This is a genomic window from Corynebacterium sp. MSK008, from assembly GCF_030232585.1.
In the GTDB taxonomy this organism is placed as follows: Bacteria; Actinomycetota; Actinomycetes; order Mycobacteriales; family Mycobacteriaceae; genus Corynebacterium.
The window spans coordinates 312,896-330,641 of the sequence record NZ_JASPJX010000001.1 but is presented as its reverse complement, the minus strand read 5'-3'; the positions used below and the strand labels follow the sequence as shown (position 1 = coordinate 330,641).

Annotated in this window: 17 protein-coding genes; 8 read left to right on the top strand and 9 right to left on the bottom strand. The window is 64.6% G+C overall.

Annotated elements, in window-relative coordinates; all coding sequences use genetic code 11:
* The 3 genes from dapF to QP996_RS01565 are packed head-to-tail and all read right to left on the bottom strand — an operon-like array spanning position 1 to position 2,269.
* The gene (dapF, locus tag QP996_RS01575; RefSeq protein WP_284870885.1) at positions 1-810 is read right to left on the bottom strand and encodes a diaminopimelate epimerase; all 810 of its coding nucleotides are present in this window, start codon (positions 808-810) and stop codon (positions 1-3) included.
* On the bottom strand, positions 807-1,706 hold the full coding sequence (miaA, locus tag QP996_RS01570) for a tRNA (adenosine(37)-N6)-dimethylallyltransferase MiaA (protein WP_284870884.1): 900 nt from the start codon (positions 1,704-1,706) through the stop codon (positions 807-809). Before miaA ends, dapF begins: the two co-directional genes overlap by 4 nt.
* The gene (locus QP996_RS01565; RefSeq protein WP_284870883.1) at positions 1,703-2,269 is read right to left on the bottom strand and encodes a hypothetical protein; all 567 of its coding nucleotides are present in this window, start codon (positions 2,267-2,269) and stop codon (positions 1,703-1,705) included. The genes miaA and QP996_RS01565 overlap by 4 nt, the downstream gene beginning before the upstream one ends.
* 127 nt (positions 2,270-2,396) lie before the next feature.
* On the opposite strand from QP996_RS01565, the gene QP996_RS01560 reads away from it, so the two are divergent.
* Both QP996_RS01560 and QP996_RS01555 read left to right on the top strand, forming a co-directional pair.
* Positions 2,397-3,758 (top strand): DUF349 domain-containing protein, encoded by a 1,362-nt coding sequence (locus QP996_RS01560; RefSeq protein ID WP_284870914.1) that lies wholly within the window; start codon positions 2,397-2,399, stop codon positions 3,756-3,758.
* A gap of 13 nt (positions 3,759-3,771) precedes the next feature.
* Positions 3,772-4,860 (top strand): GNAT family N-acetyltransferase, encoded by a 1,089-nt coding sequence (locus QP996_RS01555; protein WP_284870882.1) that lies wholly within the window; start codon positions 3,772-3,774, stop codon positions 4,858-4,860.
* 140 nt (positions 4,861-5,000) lie between these two features.
* Here QP996_RS01555 and QP996_RS01550 read toward each other — a convergent pair whose 3' ends face one another.
* The 3 genes from QP996_RS01550 to QP996_RS01540 all read right to left on the bottom strand — a co-directional run bounded on the left by QP996_RS01550 (position 5,001) and on the right by QP996_RS01540 (position 8,792).
* A complete protein-coding gene (locus tag QP996_RS01550) occupies positions 5,001-5,615 on the bottom strand; it encodes an Rv2732c family membrane protein (protein WP_284870880.1) in 615 nt (204 codons plus the stop codon).
* Between the two features lie 41 nt (positions 5,616-5,656).
* Positions 5,657-8,029: an FtsX-like permease family protein gene (locus QP996_RS01545; protein ID WP_284870879.1), complete on the bottom strand. Its 2,373-nt coding sequence runs from the start codon at positions 8,027-8,029 to the stop codon at positions 5,657-5,659.
* A gap of 64 nt (positions 8,030-8,093) precedes the next feature.
* Positions 8,094-8,792, bottom strand: a complete 699-nt coding sequence (locus QP996_RS01540; protein WP_284870877.1) for an ABC transporter ATP-binding protein — start codon at positions 8,790-8,792, stop codon at positions 8,094-8,096.
* 110 nt (positions 8,793-8,902) lie between these two features.
* Here QP996_RS01540 and QP996_RS01535 point away from each other — a divergent pair, with 110 nt between their 5' ends.
* Together QP996_RS01535 and QP996_RS01530 are read left to right on the top strand one after the other, a co-directional pair.
* Positions 8,903-10,132: a sensor histidine kinase gene (locus tag QP996_RS01535; protein ID WP_284870876.1), complete on the top strand. Its 1,230-nt coding sequence runs from the start codon at positions 8,903-8,905 to the stop codon at positions 10,130-10,132.
* Entirely contained in the window at positions 10,129-10,797 is a 669-nt protein-coding gene (locus QP996_RS01530; RefSeq protein WP_284870875.1) for a response regulator, read from the top strand. Before QP996_RS01535 ends, QP996_RS01530 begins: the two co-directional genes overlap by 4 nt.
* Positions 10,798-10,812: 15 nt before the next feature.
* Here the strand turns inward: QP996_RS01530 and miaB are convergent, their stop codons facing one another.
* Entirely contained in the window at positions 10,813-12,339 is a 1,527-nt protein-coding gene (gene miaB / locus QP996_RS01525; RefSeq protein WP_284870874.1) for a tRNA (N6-isopentenyl adenosine(37)-C2)-methylthiotransferase MiaB, read from the bottom strand.
* A gap of 174 nt (positions 12,340-12,513) precedes the next feature.
* On the opposite strand from miaB, the gene gluA reads away from it, so the two are divergent.
* From gluA to QP996_RS01505, 4 genes are read left to right on the top strand one after another with little or no spacing between them, the layout of a single operon-like run.
* Entirely contained in the window at positions 12,514-13,242 is a 729-nt protein-coding gene (gene gluA / locus QP996_RS01520; RefSeq protein WP_284870913.1) for a glutamate ABC transporter ATP-binding protein GluA, read from the top strand.
* Between the two features lie 30 nt (positions 13,243-13,272).
* Positions 13,273-14,145, top strand: a complete 873-nt coding sequence (locus QP996_RS01515; RefSeq protein WP_284870873.1) for a glutamate ABC transporter substrate-binding protein — start codon at positions 13,273-13,275, stop codon at positions 14,143-14,145.
* Between the two features lie 51 nt (positions 14,146-14,196).
* A complete protein-coding gene (gene gluC / locus QP996_RS01510) occupies positions 14,197-14,883 on the top strand; it encodes a glutamate ABC transporter permease GluC (protein WP_284870872.1) in 687 nt (228 codons plus the stop codon).
* The gene (locus QP996_RS01505; RefSeq protein WP_284870871.1) at positions 14,883-15,839 is read left to right on the top strand and encodes an amino acid ABC transporter permease; all 957 of its coding nucleotides are present in this window, start codon (positions 14,883-14,885) and stop codon (positions 15,837-15,839) included. The genes gluC and QP996_RS01505 overlap by 1 nt, the downstream gene beginning before the upstream one ends.
* On the opposite strand, the gene QP996_RS01500 is transcribed toward QP996_RS01505, so the two are convergent.
* Together QP996_RS01500 and QP996_RS01495 are read right to left on the bottom strand one after the other, a co-directional pair.
* The gene (locus QP996_RS01500) at positions 15,836-16,987 is read right to left on the bottom strand and encodes an aminotransferase class I/II-fold pyridoxal phosphate-dependent enzyme (protein WP_284870870.1); all 1,152 of its coding nucleotides are present in this window, start codon (positions 16,985-16,987) and stop codon (positions 15,836-15,838) included. The two genes, QP996_RS01505 and QP996_RS01500, sit on opposite strands and share 4 nt — an antisense overlap.
* Positions 16,984-17,700, bottom strand: coding sequence for a 6-carboxyhexanoate--CoA ligase (locus QP996_RS01495; protein ID WP_284870869.1), 717 nt, complete (start codon positions 17,698-17,700; stop codon positions 16,984-16,986). Before QP996_RS01495 ends, QP996_RS01500 begins: the two co-directional genes overlap by 4 nt.
* Positions 17,701-17,746 lie beyond the last annotated feature (46 nt).

Genomic DNA, 17,746 nt, shown 5'->3' with positions numbered 1-17,746 from the left:
CTACAGCTCGTCCGCCAGCTCCCCGCGGAACACGATCGTGGACGGGCCGGTCATCGTGGCCTCGCCGTCTTCGAGCAGGACCTCGACGGCCCCGCCCGGCACGTTCACGATTACGGAGCCGTTCTCAATGCCCGCGTCCGCCAGTGCGGCCTGCGCGGCAGCGACTGTGCCGGTGCCGCAGGAGCGGGTCTCGCCCACGCCACGCTCCCACACGCGCATGTGCACGGCTCCCTGATCCAGCTCGGTGAGCACTTCCACGTTGACGCCCTTGGGGAAAAATTCGGGGTCGAACTCAGGGGCCACAAACTCCATGTCGGCCAGGTTCGAGGGGGTCAGCCCCGGGATCACGCACGCCAGGTGGGGGTTGCCCACGTCCACGCCGATGCCCGCGAACTGCTGCTCGCCCATCGCCGCGGTGGAGACACCGGTGACCTCAACGCGTCCCATGCCCACGGAGACAATCGCGTCGGCGCAGTCGGCGGAGATCACCCGGATGTGCTTGACACCGGCGCGGGTGTCAACGTCGAACTCGGTCGCGTCCTCGAGCCCCTCGGCCACCAGCACGTGGGCGAACGCGCGGATGCCGTTGCCGCACATCTCCGCGATGGTGCCGTCGGCGTTGCGGTAATCCATAAACCACATGCCTTCGGCTCCCCCGCGGCGCACCACGCGCAGCAACCCGTCGCCGCCGACACCGGCGCGGCGGTCGCAGAGGAATTCGACCTGCTCCGGGGTGACGTCGAGTTGGTCTTCAACGTCAATAAGAACAACGAAGTCGTTTTCGGTGGCGTGCGCTTTAATGAATTTCACGCCAGCGAGTCTAACGCGGCGCCCATAACGTCCGCGCCGGCCGCGTCCAGCCACATGGTTCGCGGGTCGCGGTTGAACCAGGAGCGTTGGCGGCGCACGTACCGGCGAGTGCCGGTGATCGTTTGCTCCACGGCCTCGTCCTCGGTGAGCTCGCCGTCGAGCATCGCCAGCACCTGCGCGTAGCCGATCGCCCGGCCGGCGGTGGAATCGCGTACGAGGCCGGCGTCTACCAGGCCGCGTGTTTCGTCGATAAGCCCCTGCTCAAACATCTTGCGCGTGCGCAGCTCGATGCGCGGGTTCAGCCACTCGGCGTTCGTGCGCAGCCCCAGGATGCGCGTACCCCAGCGGGGTGCTGCGTTCTTCGGCGGCTGGGAGGCCTGAAACGGTTTGCCGGTTAGCTCGATCACCTCAAGCGCGCGCACGGTGCGCCGCGGGTCTTTGTCCTCGATGACGCGCGCGGCGGCCGGGTCCACCTCGGCCAGCTCCACGTGCAGCGCGTCCACCCCGATCTCGCCGAGACGGGCTTCATACTTCGCGCGCACGGTGGGGTCGGTGGGCGGGAACGACCAGGCGTCGATAAGCGATTGCACGTACAGCATGGAGCCGCCCACCAGCACCGGCGTCTTGCCGCGCGCCATGATTTCTTCCGCCGTCGCGACCGCAAGCTCCTGGTACTCGGCCACCGAGGCCGTTTTCGTCACTTCCCAGATGTCCAGCAGGTGGTGCGGGATGCCCTCCCGCTCCTCCACGGGCAGCTTCGCGGTGCCGATGTCCATTCCCTTGTACAGCTGCATCGAGTCCACGTTGACCACTTCGCCGTCGAACTCGTGCGCCAACGCGATGCCAAGCGCCGACTTGCCGCTGGCGGTCGGGCCCACTACTGCGATCGGTTTCATACGCTCCACTCCGCTACGTAGCGTCCCACGCCCAAGGTGTCGTCGTGGTCCAGCAATGTCGCCTTTTGCGGCCGCAGCGTCGCCAGTTCATGCCACAACGCGGGTTCGAGCAATTGCTTATCGACGACCTCCGGTTGCCCACCGTCCAGCCACCCGCACAGCCGCTGGTGGTACTCCGGCGCGCCGTCGACCAGCGCGAGCGGGGCGCGCTGCGTCAGCCCGGCAGGGCCGTCGAGCACCACCACGGTCACCGCGTCCGGGTCGGGGGTGCCGATCTCGCCGCGGACCTCGCGCACTTCCGGATCCCCCAACGCGAAACGTGCGACCAGCTCGCCTAAGTGCTTGCCTGCACGCACGGTGATCTCCGGCCCGCCCCAGGCAGCAAAGGACCCGGTGTGGGCGGTGCGCCAGCGCTCATCCAGCGAGCAGACGATGTCGATCGCCCTGCCGCCGGCAGTCTCTGCGAGCGCGCGGACGGCCAGTACGAGGCGGTGCGAAGCGTCGTCGCTAGGCGAAAGCGCGAGTGCCGGCGATCCCGGCACGATCCACAGGTTTGGTCTCACGCGCACAACCCTACCCAGCGCCCCGTTTGCACCCCGCAGAGCGTGAAGTGCCGGTAATATCGCACGCATTGCGCAAGGCAGCCGCGACGCGCGGCACAGTGCGGCCATGTCAAAGGCCGCGGAAAGGATGTCCACCATGACCGATTCGAACTCCACTCCGACCCCGGGCACCAAGGCGCCGTCGCCGGCCGCGATGGCGAAGAAGCCCGGGCCGCGCCCCGGAGCAGCGGCGAAGACCGTCACCCCGGCTCCCCTGCCGGCACGCGAACCGTCGGACCCGTCCAAGTTCGGTCGCGTGGACGATGAGGGCAACGTCTTCCTCACCCGCGGCGGCGAGGAGCGCCAGATCGGTTCCTGGCAGGCGGGCACGCCCGCAGAGGGCCTGGCGCACTACGGCCAGCGCTACGACGACCTGGTCACCGAGGTGGAGCTCATCGAGACGCGCCTGCGCGCCCACCCGGAGGACGCGGATGCGCTGCGCAAGTCTGCTGAGGCACTCAAGGCATCGCTTGATGACGCAGCCGTGATCGGCGACATCGACGCCGTGGAGGCCCGCCTGGACAAGGCCATCGACGCCTCCGATACCGCGCGCGAGAAGGCGAAAGAGCAGAAGGCGCAGCGCCGCGAGCAAGCAATCGCCCGCAAGGAAGCGCTCGCCGCTGAGGCCGAGGACCTGGCGGAGAACTCCACGGAGTGGAAGGCCGCGGGCGACCGCATCCGCGAAATTTTGGAGGAGTGGCGCGGCATCCGCGGCATCGACCGCGCAACCGACGACGAGCTGTGGAAGCGCTACTCCCGCGCCCGCGACAGCTTCAACCGCCGCCGCGGCTCCCACTTCGCCGAGCTGGACCGCAACCGCGCACAGGCCAGGAAGACCAAGGAGGAACTGGTCGAGCGTGCCGAGGCGCTGAAGAATTCCACCGACTGGGGCCACACTGCCCGCGCGTACCGCGACCTGATGACGGAGTGGAAGGCCGCCGGCCGCGCCCCGCGCGAGGTGGATGACAAGTTGTGGGAGCGCTTCCGCGCCGCCCAGGACCACTTCTTCGAGGCCCGCAACGCCGTCAACGCCGAGCGCGACCGTGAATTCGAGGCCAACGCGGAGGCAAAGGACGCGCTGATCGCCGAGTACGACTCGCAGATCGATCCCGCGAAGGGCCTCGGCGCGGCGAAGTCGAAGCTGCGCGAGCTGCAAGACAAGTGGGACGAGATCGGCTTTGTCCCGCGCGGGCGTGTGCGCGAGTTCGAGGACAAGATCGGCCGCATCGAGCAGCGCGTGTCCGAGGCGGAGGATTCTCGCTGGCGCAAGACCGACCCGGCGCAGCAGGACAAGGTCAACCAGTTCCAGGTCAAGGCCGACGACTTTACCAAGCAGGCCGAGGCCGCCGAGGCCAAGGGCGACGCCACCAAGGCCGCCTCCCTCCGCGAGCAGGCGAAGCAGTGGCAGGAGTTCGCCGACGTCGCCGCCAAGGCCGTCAACGAGGGCTAGTAAGTTTCTGCGAGTGCTCCACCCCCACCTTTTCGTCCCCCGACCGGATGCTGCCGATGCTGGCGAAGCCGTGGTCGGGGGCTACGCCTTTTCCGCCACGTTGGCCATCCAGGACATCACGGGTCTTGCCACCTCCGGCGTGTCCGCGGCGCACATTGCCAAGCGCCTCGAGCCCTCCACAGAGTCCGAGGCGATGCTGTTCGGCCTGACGTCCTCGCAACACCTGCGACCGGTGACCGACTTGGGCTACCCGGAACTCTTCGCCGAGGACCTCGACTTCCTCGACGCCTGGCTGTTCGTTTCCCTGCCCCTGCTGGAGGACCGCGGGGTGATCGAAGCGAACTTCACGTTCGACTCGGAGCTCGCTCCCCTTCCGGGCGAGCCCATCCCCGACGCACCGTGGGAAAGCGCTCTTTTGCTTCTCGACGCCCTGTCGGCCCGCCTTTCCCGCCCCACCCGCCAACTGTGGGTCACCCACGCCCTCGACGCCGATGAGCCGCCGCACGTGCGGGGCTACGGCTACGCGCCAGCATTCCGGGAGGACCAGGGCACGTTTTCCATCTCCGCGATTGAGGGGCTGCCGGACGCCGTGGACACGGAGAACGTCGAGTTTGCGGTCATCGAGGGGCCGGGATTCTTCTCGCGCCGCAAAGCAGGCGCGAACGAGGTGGAGCAGTTCTCCCGCCTGCTCACGGCGGCGTCGCGCGACTACCCGCGCGGCGAGCTGGTCATGGACACCATCGAGTGGGACATCCAGCGCATCCGCGACGCCGGCGCCAGATTGCAGGACCGCGGCGGCGCGCAGCTGACGGGCCTCGCCTACGTCGACGGCGTGATCGTCGGATTGTGCGAGGTGGTGCGCTTCCTCGCAGACGATGCAAAGGTCTGCGAGCTGGGCCTTGTCTATGTGCTGCCCGAGCACCGCGGCCGCGGCATCGGCTCGGCACTGCTGCGCGCGTCGCTGACGCGCGCCAAAGAGATCTGGGAGGACCTGGAGACGGTCTACTGCTCCTACCCCGCCGACTCGCCCGCGGCGAACGCCATCATGCGCGGGCTTAACGCTGAGGTGGTTTCCTCCACCACCGCGTGGCAGAAAAGTTAGGCAGCGCGCTCACCCTGTAAACGCCGATATCGGCGTTTACAGGGTGAGCTGCCACAAAAGCCCAGTTCGCGGATCGGGGGTCACGCTACATGCCGATATCGGCTTTTGCGGGCTGGGGACCCTCCCCGAACTTGTACCTGTTAGTCCAAGGATTTGCGGTGTCGCTCTGCTGCGCGGGCGCGGCGGTCGTCGATAAGCAACGGGTTTTCCTGCTCCCTCGTCGCCGCGCACTGCGCGAGCGCAACCTCATCCTTGCCTTGCGCCTCGGCGCGCTTTCTCGCGACGGCCGCCTGCTCCTCGTTGCGCGACAGAATCAGCGGCAACACCGTGAACACCACAATCACTACCGCGAGCAGGACTAGGTAGTAGCCGGGACCACGACTAATGCCGGAGGCGTTGGAGTTGCGCAGCCAGATGCCAAGCACGGAGTAGACCAGCGAGACGGTGGTGACCATCCATGCAGGTACTGCCAGTGCGAATCGCTGTGTCACCACGGCAAGCGTGGTCAGCACACCGACGCCGATAAGCGAGATCCACGCGAAGACGTACTCCGTGATCGCGGTCTGGGCGTCCTTCGCCGCGTCGGTGGCGGCGAGCACCTGCCACAGCGACGCTCCGCCGACGAACGGCAGGAACAGCGCCACCAGATAGATGGCCACCGCGGCGGCGAGCACCCATCGCTTTGCGCCCATGTCCACGGTGGATGCGGCTTTCTTCTCCGCGCGGGCAAGGGATTCGGTGTTGGGCTGCGTCATGACAGTCACTGTAGCCCCTAGTACCTGCTATTGATTAGCCGCTACTGCGCGAGCGCCGCAGCCGGCGGAATAGCCGCGGCCCGGCGCGCCGGTAGCACTGCTCCAATCGCCGAAGCTGCGAGCAAGCCCGCCACCAGTGCGGCGAGCGAAGCCCACGGGATCGCTGTCACAACATGGAGCTTCTCGCCTCCTAGTAACGCATTCGCCCCAGCAACGCCGAAGAGCACTCCGAATACCACGCCAATGAGCCCGGCAGCGAGAGCAAGCAGCAACGTTTCAATCAGGATCATCCCTGTAATTTGGGTGCGCCGGGCTCCAAGGGCACGAAGCAGACCTATTTCTCGGTAGCGCTCGGTGACTGAGAGCGCCACGGTGTTGGATAGTCCCACTACGGCGATGATCAGAGCTACGGCGAGAAACGTGAGTCCGAGCACAACGAATTGTGCGAGTTCCGCATCCGTCTCGAGGCGTTGGACGGCCGGGTTGGTCAGCGTTGCCACACCGGGTAGCTCGCCAATCGCATCCGCCGCGTCAAGTGGGTCAGCTCCGGGTACCACCTTCACCCACACGCTGGGCGTCGACACCGCGAATCGTGCAAGATCCGATTGGTGCACGATGCCCATCAGGGGCGTGCCTTGAATAACCGTGATATCGAAGGGGTGTGCATTGCCAGACTGACGGAGGGTGACGGTGACTAGCCCTGACCCCGCAGTGGTCTCCGGTGTGGGTGGCAAAATGATCGTCCCTGGCTCGGGTTCAGGGATGATCGCGTCGGTGCGAAGCACGCTACCTAGCTGCGGGGTCCACGCTGTCACGGTCATCGGACCGTCACTATCCGGCGATGCAGCGAACTCCGCGTCAAGCACGACGTCTGACACGACGGCAGTATTTGCAACCTGGGGAAGCTGACTCACGCGGTTGCCTAGCTCCACAGGGTTGTCCGTGTCTCCGGCTGGAGTGACAATGATGTCGGTTGGTGTCGCAGCCTCGACAATTTCGCCCAACGTGGCCTGGGCCGTGGCGCTTCCGGAGAGCAACGCTGCCATTAATGTCGCCCCTAGCCACACTGCCGCTGCGGTGGCGTCAGATCGCCCGGGGTGGCGCCGCAGCTGCTCGCTGGCAAGCTCCGCGTGCGCTCCCCCTCGAGCAATTGCTATCCGGCCGAAACCCAGTGCCGTACTCGTAAAGATTTGCGCTCCAGGGCTCAACAAGCCGGCACATGCGAGGAGCGCTCCTGTGATCACCAGGGCCAGCGACTGAGTGGCCCCGCCGGTGACGGTAACAGCTATCCCGGTGAAGACGAGCAACACCGCCAACACCGTGCGCGAACCACCCCCACCACGAGAACCGCCAGTTGTCCGGACTGCTGGCTCCGTCCGACGAAGGGCTTCGACTGGCGCGACACGAGTTGCCCGTCGAGCCGGCCTCACAGACGACAACAGGCTAGGAAAAACTCCAGCAGCCAATCCAAGCGCGATCAGCCGCATCCAGAATCCCGCATCTGTTGACGCGGCAGGCATCCCCTTCAGCGCCAAAACTCCGGCAACCACGCCAAGTGCGATTCCGCCCGCCGCACCAAGTGCGCCGGCGACAGCGGCGCGGGCAATTACAGACGTAAACACCTGGCGCCGCAAAGCACCTATGCTCCGCAGTAGCGCAATCTCCCTCGTACGGCGTGCAAGCTGAAGTCTGTGGTTGTTACCAACCACCACGAGCGCAGCAAGTAAGGCGACAGCGGTAAGCAGACGCAGCGCGAGCATTACAGTTTGTGTGCCAGCTTCGTACTTCGACGCGTTCGCAGCAACGTATTCGCTGCTGCTCTCGACTCGCGCGGTAGTGCCAAATTGAGCAACTTTCTCGGCAACCTGTGCCCGAACATCGTCGACGCTGCCTCTTACATGAACAAATGCTGCGTTGCTTCCCGCGATCCCCAACAGCCGCTGAGCGGCACTGCGCGAACACAGAAGCGTGGGCAGGGACGGCTCCATCGTCGCGCCGGGGTCAGCCTCCGCGGTGCCGACAACGACGATGGTTTCGGAACCGCCCCCGTTATTCTTGAGGTTGATCTCGGCGCCGGGCAGATAACGCATCGGCTTTCCTGGGGTTTCCACAATGACCGACTCTTTGTCACTGGTGGGCATACGCCCCGCAGTGAGGCGGAACAACGTTTCGTCGAGAAGCGACTGCACTTCGATGGCTGAGCCTATTTCATCGTCGACCACCGCGATACCGGCAGTCTGTTCTTCGACCTTCTCTACTCCTGGCACTGCCCTGATCCCCCCAATGAGATCTGCGGGTAATGCCGAGTCAGCACCGGTGAGGGTGACAATGAGGTCAGCGTCGCCGGTTGCGGTGCGCACGGCTCGCTCGAGATCTCCGCGTACACCCGCTTGGAGGAAAACGGTGAATGTCACGAGCGCTGTAGCAAACAGGGCAGCGATTAAGTTCGCTGGCGAAGTGCGAGAGATACGGAGCACGCTAATTCACCGGCCTGGCAACGATGTCTCTGGCAATACTGCCATCGCGAAGCTCCACGATTCGATCAGCCCATTCGGCCACGGCTGCGTCATGGGTGACCATGACGAGAGTTTGGTTGAGCTCATCCGTGAGGCGCCTTAAGAACCGAATGAGGCTCGCACTCGTAGCTTGGTCAAGCGCGCCGGTGGGTTCATCAGCAAAGATGATGTCCGGCTGAGTGATAAGCGCGCGGGCGACAGCAACACGTTGTTGCTGCCCTCCGGAAAGCTCCGTCGGTTTATGAGTGAGGCGGTCCTGCAAGCCCAGCATCCCCACAACGTGATCAAACCAAACCGGATCCGCCGTGCGTTTGGCCATTTTCAATGGCAAGACAATGTTGTCTCGCGCGGTGAGCGTAGGAATCAGGTTGAACGCCTGGAAAATGAATCCAATCCGGTCACGCCGGGTGATGGTGAGCTGGTCGTCGCGCATCGCAGTGAGCACGTCGCCGTCCAACACGACCTGTCCCGCATCCACGGTGTCCAGGCCTGCAGCACATTGAAGAAGAGTGGATTTTCCAGAACCGGACGGGCCCATGATTGCGAGGAACTGCCCACGCGGAACATCCAAGCTCACCTGGTCAAGCGCCCGGACCGCGCCCGCACCGGTGCCGTAGGTCTTTTCGACTGCGTGTACATGCAGCAAGGGAGGATGTGTCATGGCGACAGTGTCCCTGAGGCCCACGCGTCGCCACATCGGACTGCGGTACACAAAGTTCATCTACTGCAGGAGGATGTATTGCGTAACGACAACGGAGGACAATACAGAGCATGGTTGAGGATTTCGCCGAACGCGTCAAAACCCGCCCATTAGTATGGGGCTGCATAGTTGCGACGCTTTCCTTTCCCTTGCTCACGATCGGAGCACTAGCCCGGTACCCGCTCCCCGATGAGTGGCCCAATCTCCTTCTTGCACTGGCATTCACCCTGCCCCTGATATTCCTGTTCGCCATCCCGGAACTCACCGTGATACTCAGCGTCCCCGCGCTCGTGGGGCAGGTGTTTCTGGGGCGGCTTGCGGATGCCGCAGATCTCACCTCCGGCAACGTCGTCCCGCTCATCGGCTTGTGCTTCATCGCTGTTCGGCGAGGATCGAAGACCACACGCTGGTGGACTGTGGCATCAGTGCTCGCGATGACCGTCCACACATGGTTCCGGTGGAACAGTTCGACACTTCGGCCAGCACGCACGCTCGTCGATTGGGTTCTCGATCCGATCCCGGTGCTGTTCGTTTCCGCGATCCCGGTGATCGGTGCCGTGTTGATTGGTGTGGTTGTCCGCATGCATCGAGAGCGCACAACCATGCTCGCCGTCCAAGCAGCGCAAACCGAACGCGACCATCGCCTCACCACTCAACTCGCCGTAGAACAGGAACGATCGCGTATCGCCGCAGATCTTCACGACATCCTCGCCCACTCCTTGTCGGTCATCGCAGTACAGACGGATGCCGCGGCGCATGTGCTCAACCAGTCTCAGAACTGCCCGCCTGGAGCCTATGAGGCAATCAGTTCCGCACACGCGGCCGCTGTGCAGGCACTACAGGACACCCGCAACCTGGTTCGTGCAGTCAGTTCCGAGACCGAAGACCATGCCCCGCAGCCCACCTTGGAGCAATTGCCTGACCTGGTGCGATCGTGCGACCCCACGGGTAAGCGCTTCGAACTTCGAAGCCCCGACGACCTTGCAAACTCCCCGCTTTTGCCCTCTGCTCAAGTCGCTTTGTACCGCATCGTGCAAGAGGCCCTCACAAATGTCATGCGCCACGCCGGTGAAGGGGCCCAAGCGTACGTGGCCGTCGCCGAAGTGGGTGAGCACGTCCGCGTCGAGATCGTCGATAATGGCGCTGCCCGCCAAACCGACGGCGCCCGCGGCAACGGAATTGCGAACATGACCCAGCGAGCTCGAAGCGTCGGAGGGGATCTTGTTGCAGCCCCACGGGACGAAGGAGGCTTCGCAGTGGTTGCACAGGTGCCAATTGCAGGCCAGGAGGTCAAGGCATGATTCGCGTATTGCTTGTCGACGACCAGCAACTGGTACGAACCGGCTTTCGCTTAGTACTTAGCACCGCGCCGGATATCGAGGTGGTCGGCGAGGCTGCAAACGGCAACGAAGCGCTCGAACTGCTTGAAAGCGGTTTGGAAGTGGACGTGTGCTGCATGGATATCCGCATGCCGCACATGAACGGGTTAGAAGCAACGCGAGCAATCACTGCCGCCGGGTACCCCACCCGCGTAATTGCCCTAACCACCTTCGATCTAGATGAATACGCCTATGAAGCACTCGCCGCAGGCGCGTCGGGATTCATGCTCAAGGACTGCGGCGCGGCCGACCTCATATCGGGGATTAGAACCGTTGCTACTGGCAACGCGATGCTTGCCCCCTCGACCACTGCACGGGTGATCGATCGGTTCCGCCCCCATATGGCCGCAACGAGTCCTTCCACGCTAGCGGCCAAACTCGCAAAAGAACTCTCACCCCGCGAGCTCGAGGTGCTCACCGCCATCGCGCGGGGACAGAGCAATCAGGAGATCGCCGCATCACTGCACATGGCGGAAACAACCGTGAAAAGCCATGTCGGTCGCCTCCTGAGCAAGCTCAACGCGAGGGATAGGGTTCACCTCGTCATCATTGCATACGATGCCGGTCTAACCACTCCGCGGCAGTGAACCGAGGAGGCTGCCCTAGCCGCCGCAGCAGGCGGAATCTGCTGGAGCGGCGGCGGGCCGGCCGAACGTCGGCAGGCCAAGGCCCACACCGATCGGCGCGGTGGTGGGCACCTCTCCCCGCTCAGAGTTGTCGCCGGCCTTAGTGCGGCGGTGCTCGTGGATCCCGGAATCTGCGATCAGGTAGTGCGGCTTCGCATCGGTGATGGTGACGGTGACGATATCGCCTGGGCGGACCTCGCCGTCGATGTTGCCCTCGAGCGCGAAGTGCACCAGACGCCCGTCGCGCGCGCGGCCGGACATGCGCTGGGTGCGGTCGTTCTTGCGGCCGTCCTCCTGCACCAACAGCTCCTGGCGCGTACCAACGAGCTTCGCGTTCTCCTCCGCACTGATGCGCTCCTGCAGCGCGTGAAGACGCTCGAAGCGCTCCTGGACCACGGCCTTGGGGATCTGCTGTTCCATCTCCGCCGCCGGGGTGCCGGGGCGCGGCGAGTACTGGAAGGTAAACGCCGAGGTGAAGCGGGCCTTTTCCACGACGTCGAGGGTGGCCTGGAAGTCCTCTTCGGTCTCGCCCGGGAAGCCGACGATGATGTCGGTGGTGATCGCCGCGTGCGGCAGCTTCTCGCGCACCTCGTCCAAAATGGCCAGGAACTTCTTGGAGCGGTAGGACCGGCGCATGTCTTTCAGCACCTTGTCGGAGCCGGACTGCAGCGGCATGTGCAGCTGCGGGCACACGTTCGGGGTCTCCGCCATCGCGTCGATGACGTCGGACGTGAACTCCGCCGGGTGCGGGGAGGTAAAACGCACGCGTTCCAAGCCCTCGATGTCGCCGCAGGCGCGCAGCAGTTTGGAAAACGCCGAACGATCGCGCTCCATGTCCTCGTCGACGAAGTTCACGCCGTACGAGTTCACGTTCTGCCCCAGCAGGGTCACCTCGGAGACACCCTGGTCCACAAGCGCTTCGACTTCGGCGAGGATCTCGCCCGGGCGGCGGTCTACCTCCTTGCCGCGCAGGCTGGGCACGATGCAGAACGTGCAGGTGTTGTTGCAGCCCACAGAGATGGACACCCAGCCGGCGTAAGCGGACTCGCGCTTGGCCGGCAGCACGGACGGGAATACCTCGAGGGCCTCCACGATCTCCACTTGGGCCTCATCCTCCACACGGGCGCGGTCGAGCAACGCCGGCAGCGCGGAGATGTTGTGGGTGCCAAAGACGGCGTCGACCCACGGCGCTTTTTCAATAACGGTGTCGCGGTCCTTTTGCGCCAGGCACCCGCCGACGGCGATCTGCATGCCCGGGTGGCCGGCCTTGACGTTCTTCAGCTGCCCGAGCGAGCCGTAGAGGCGCTTGTCGGCGTTCTCGCGCACCGCGCAGGTGTTGAATACCACCAAGTCAGGCTCCTCGCCGGCATCGGCCGCGACGTAGCCCGCGTCTTCGAGCATGCCGGAAAGGCGCTCGGAGTCGTGCACGTTCATCTGGCAGCCGAACGTGCGCACCTCGTAGGTGCGGGGATTGCTGTTTTGGGTGGTGCTCGCCGTAGTCACGGCGAGACAGTCTAACCAGGTGAGCTGTCTGCGCCTAACCGCCGCCTAACTGTCTGTAACCCGGGTTCTGTACGCGGTTTTCCAGGTGATTCACAAAATTATTTGCCATTTGTGTCATCTGGCTCACACTCTTGTCCTATGGTGCGTTACATGACACAGGAAATTGCCGAACCCATGATTCGCATGGTGGGTGTGGAGAAATACTTCGACGACTTCCACGCGCTGAAAAACATCAACCTCGAGATCCCCCGCGGACAAGTGGTTGTGGTGTTGGGGCCGTCGGGGTCCGGAAAGTCCACCCTGTGTCGGACGATTAACCGCCTCGAAACCATCGAGGAAGGCGCGATCGACATCGACGGCCAGGAACTGCCCGCAGAGGGCAAGGAACTGGCGCGGCTGCGTTCGGACGTCGGCATGGTGTTCCAGCAGTTCAACCTGTTTCCCCACCTGACCATCCTGGACAACGTCACACTCGGACCGATGAAGGTGCGCAAGGCCAAAAAGGCTGACGCCACCGCCCGCGCCCGGGAGCTGCTGGACCGCGTGGGCATCGGCAACCAAGCCGACAAGTACCCCGCCCAGCTCTCCGGCGGCCAGCAGCAGCGCGTGGCCATCGCTCGCGCTCTGGCCATGGAGCCGAAGGTCATGCTTTTCGACGAGCCCACGTCCGCCCTCGACCCCGAAATGGTCGGCGAGGTGCTCGATGTGATGAGCGAGCTCGCACGAAGCGGCATGACCATGGTTGTTGTCACCCACGAGATGGGGTTCGCCCGCAAGGTCGCGGACCGCATCTTGTTCATGGCCGACGGCGAGATCGTCGAGGACACCGACCCCGAGTCGTTCTTTACCAACCCGCAGTCCGACCGTGCCCGGGATTTCCTGGGCAAGATTCTGCCCCACTAAATCACCCTGCTTTTGAGAAGGAGACCCACAATGAAGCGCTCTATCCGCATCGCATCGTCCGCAGCCGCCGCCCTGCTCGCTGCCACTACCCTTGTCGCCTGCGGCGGCGAGGAAACCTCCGCAGATGGCGGCCTGCTCGGCCAGATTGAGGCCGGCAATGTCACCCTCGGCACCAAGTACGACCAGCCGGGCCTCGGCCTGCGCGAGGCAGACGGCTCCATGACCGGCCTCGACGTGGATGTGATCACCTACGTGGTCAACCACATCGCCGACGAGAATGGCTGGGAGCACCCTGAGATCACCTGGCGCGAGACCCCTTCCGCACAGCGCGAGACCGTTCTGCAAAACGGCGAGGTCGCGGCGATTGCGGCAACCTACTCCATTAACAAGTCCCGCTCCGAAGCCGTGGACTTCGGCGGCCCGTACCTGCTCACCCACCAGGCGCTGCTCGTGCGTTCCGATGACTCGGAGATCACCGGCTTGGAGTCTCTTGACGGACGCATCCTGTGCTCCGTGACCGGCTCCACCCCGGCGCAGAAGGTCAAGGACACCCTTCCGGGCGTGCAGCTGCAGGAGTACGACACCTACTCCTCCTGCGTTGAGGCGCTGCGCAACGGCAACGTCGACGCGTTGACCACCGACGCGACCATCCTCGGCGGCTACTCCGCCCAGTCCCCGGGCGACTTCAAGGTCGTCGAGCTGAAGAAGGACGGCGAGGAGTTCACAAACGAGCACTACGGCGTCGGTCTGAAGAAGGAGGACCCGGGCGCGCTTGAGGCCGTGAACAAGGCACTCGACGAGCTGTATTCCGACGGCTCCTTTGACAAATTCGTCGACGAGAACCTCGACGGCGGCCAGGGCGTGGAGAAGGACACCGTCGGCGACCTCTCCTTCGTCGAGTAACGCCCCCTCCGCCTCTTCCTATTCAGTTTTCACCGTTGGGAGTTTCCCGCTATGGATGCAATGTGGGCCGATCTCGCGCCCAAGCTGTGGCCAGCGTTCTGGACCACCATCAAGCTGACCTTCTACTCAGCGATCGGGTCGATGATCCTGGGCACGATTCTCACCGCCATGCGGGTTTCCCCCGTCGGTATCTTGCGGAGCATTTCGTCGTTCTACATCAACACAGTGCGAAATACCCCGCTCACCCTCGTGGTGCTGTTCTGCTCCTTCGGGCTGTACCAGAACCTGGGCCTGGAGCTTGCCAGCCGCGAGTCCCCAACTTTCCTAGCGGACCAGAACTTCCGACTGGCCATCTTGGGGTTTGTCCTATACACCTCGTGCTTCGTGGCCGAGTCTCTGCGAAGCGGCATCAACACCGTGCACTTCGGCCAGGCTGAGGCGGCGCGTTCGCTGGGTTTGAGCTTCGGGCAGATCTTCTCCCTGATCATCTTCCCCCAGGCGCTGCGCGCGGCGATCGTGCCGCTGGGCAACACCTTGATCGCGTTGACGAAGAACACGACCATCGCGTCCGTCATCGGCGTGGCCGAGGCCTCACTTTTGATGAAGTCCACCATCGAGTTCCACGCCAACCAGCTCTTCGCCGTGTTCGGCATCTTCGCGCTCGGATTCATCATGCTGACCCTGCCCATGGGCTTGCTCGTCGGCTGGCTCTCTAACCGTTTGGCGGTGAAACGATAATGTCTTCTTCCGTTCGAGCCACGGTGCTTTACGACGCCCCAGGGCCCAACGCCGTCCGCCGAAACTACATCTACACCGCACTGACCGTCGTCGCGGTCGTGCTCGCTGGCTGGTGGGTGCTGGACAACCTCGCCGCAAACGGCCAGCTGGAGGCGAGCCGCTGGAACCCGTTCTTGCAGGGCAACACATGGACCACCTACATCCTGCCGGGCCTGTGGGGCACGATTAAGGCAGCGGCGGTCTCCATCGTGTTCGCCATCGTCTTCGGCGTGGTATTCGGCCTTGGCCGGCTCGCGCCCAGCAAGCTCGTGCGGGGCATCTGCGCAGTTGTTGTCGAATGCTTCCGCGCCATCCCAGTGCTGCTGCTGATGATCTTCCTGTACCAGGTGCTGGCCGTCTACCGGCTGGTCCCGCCGAAGGACCTCGCGTTCTGGGCCGTGGTGATCGCGCTGACGCTGTACAACGGCTCGGTCATCGCGGAGATCCTGCGCGCCGGCATCAAGGCGCTGCCCCGCGGGCAGACCGAAGCCGCCCAAGCGTTGGGCCTGAGCCACTGGCAGACCATGGGCCGGATCTTGCTGCCGCAGTCGGTCGCGGCGATGCTGCCGGCCCTGATCTCTCAGATGGTCATCGCACTGAAAGACTCCGCGCTCGGCTACCAGATCGGCTACGTGGAAGTGGTGCGCTCCGGCACCCAGGTCGCATCCGCCAACCAGAACTACCTGCCGTCGTTGATCGTGGTAGCCATCATCATGATCCTGATCAACTACGGCCTGACCATGCTGGCAACGCGTGTGGAACGCCAGCTGCGCGCCGGACGCGCCCGCCGCAACCCGTTTGCCAAAGTGCCCACCGCCGGCAAGAACGTCGGACTGGACACCAAGGACACGGTGAACGTGGATTGGCAGGCGCCGGACTACACCCAGATTGATAACCCGGTGGAAAAGCGCTTCTAGCGAACCTGCCTCAGCGCCTGCGCCAGCCCGTCGATCTGCGCGTCGGTGTGAGTGGCCATCACCGTCACCCGCAGCATCGCAGCACCACGCGGGACGGTTGGCCAACGGATCGCGGGCACGAAGTACCCGGCCTCGCGGAGCCTGGCGGCCGCGTTCACCGCTCTGGTTTCGTCGCCGATGGGCACCGGGATGATCGGACTGGCCCACTCATCCATCCCGAGCTGGCTTGCTAAGCGACGGATGTTCCGATGCAGCGCAGGCACCGGACTCTCCTCTCCCTCGAGCACGCCGATGGCCGCCGAAACCGCCGCGCACGTGGCCGGTGTGGACGAGGTGGAGTAGACGAAGGTGCGGGCCTTCTGCCGCAGGAGTTTTGCCACGGGTGCGGAGGCAGCCACTGCCCCGCCTTCGACTCCGAGCGCCTTGGATGAGGTGGCGACGAGGATGTCCGGATGGTCGTCGATAAGCGAAAAGTGCTCCGTGATGCCGCGGCCCGTGGCACCGAGGGTGCCGGTGCCGTGCGCGTCGTCGACCATGAGGGCGGCGCCGCGGGCGCGGCAGACAGTGAGGAGTTCGGGGACGGGCGCGAGGGTGCCGTCCATGGAAAACAGCCCGTCGGTAACCACGATCGCTGCTCCGGAGTGGCCTCGCAGCAGCTCGTCGACGTGCGCCGGGTCGCGATGGCGGTACACACGCACCGTGGCACCCTGTGCCTTGGCCAAGCGGCAGCCGTCGATGATGCTGGCGTGATTGCGCTCGTCCGAGACGATGAGCGTGCCGGGGCCGGCGAGCGCCTGCAGCACGCCGGCATTGGCCATGAACCCGGCGGAGAAAAACACGGAGTCCTCGTAGCCGAGGAAGCGGGCGAAATCGCGCTCAACCTGGCTGTGCAGGTCCGTGGTACCGGTGGTCAGGCGCGATCCGCCGGAGCCCGCGCCGAAACGGTTGAGTGCGTCGGTAGCCGCTGTGGTCACGGCGGGGTGTTCGGCCAGCCCCAGGTAGTTCGAGGAGCTGAACAGGACATACTCGCGCCCGTCGATGGTCGCTACCGGGGTCTGGCCAGTGCTGAAGATTGCTTGGGTGCGCTCGAAGCCTTGGCTGCGCCAGTTGTCGCACTGTTGCTCGGCAGCGTTGTCGAGCCAGCTCATTTGGCCTCCCCGACCAGCACGGGAGTGTGCTCGAGGTAATCGATCAGGTCCGCAGGATCATCGGTGTCTACCACGAACAGGCGCCCGCCCATTTCGGAGCCGACCGGCTTCATGTTGGGCACGCGCAGGTACCCCATCTCTCTGGAGGCCACGTATCCGGTGGTGTAGTCCGGATCGTCCGAGATGCACACCTCGGCGAGCACCGCCGGGTGGTGCGCCACCTTGGAAGCGAGCACGAGCGCATCGGTGACGCGGGTCTTGCCGGAGTGCGCCTCGGGACGCTCCCCGGTGGCGGTGGCGGCGTCCATGGAGGTCACCCGTACGCCGCGGGCGTGATCCGGTTCGAGGCGTGCACCGGTATCCGCGTGGAACAGGATGGCCCCGCGCATGTCGCGCACGCCAGTGAGCAGCTCCCAGGCCTCGGCGGCGTGCGGGGTCAGCGGGGCGAGCGCGTCGATCACGGTCTCGCGGGCCTCTACCGGGTCTGCGCAATGCGCCTCCCTGATTGGCAACGCCGGGATATCTGCCACTTCGCCGTCGATTGCTGTGACCGTCACGGTGATCGAATCCGGCTTTCCCTTGCCGTGGGCCAGTGCGCGCTGACTCATCGCGGCGCACACGTCCGACACTTCTCGCTCCTCCACGATTCGTTCGGCGCCCGAGATGTGGGTGCCGAGCGCGCTGGAGCGCATCTTCACGCTGAACAATGCCATGCGGACAAGTCTAGGAGACCGTCTTGAACACTGTTCAGTGTTTCGG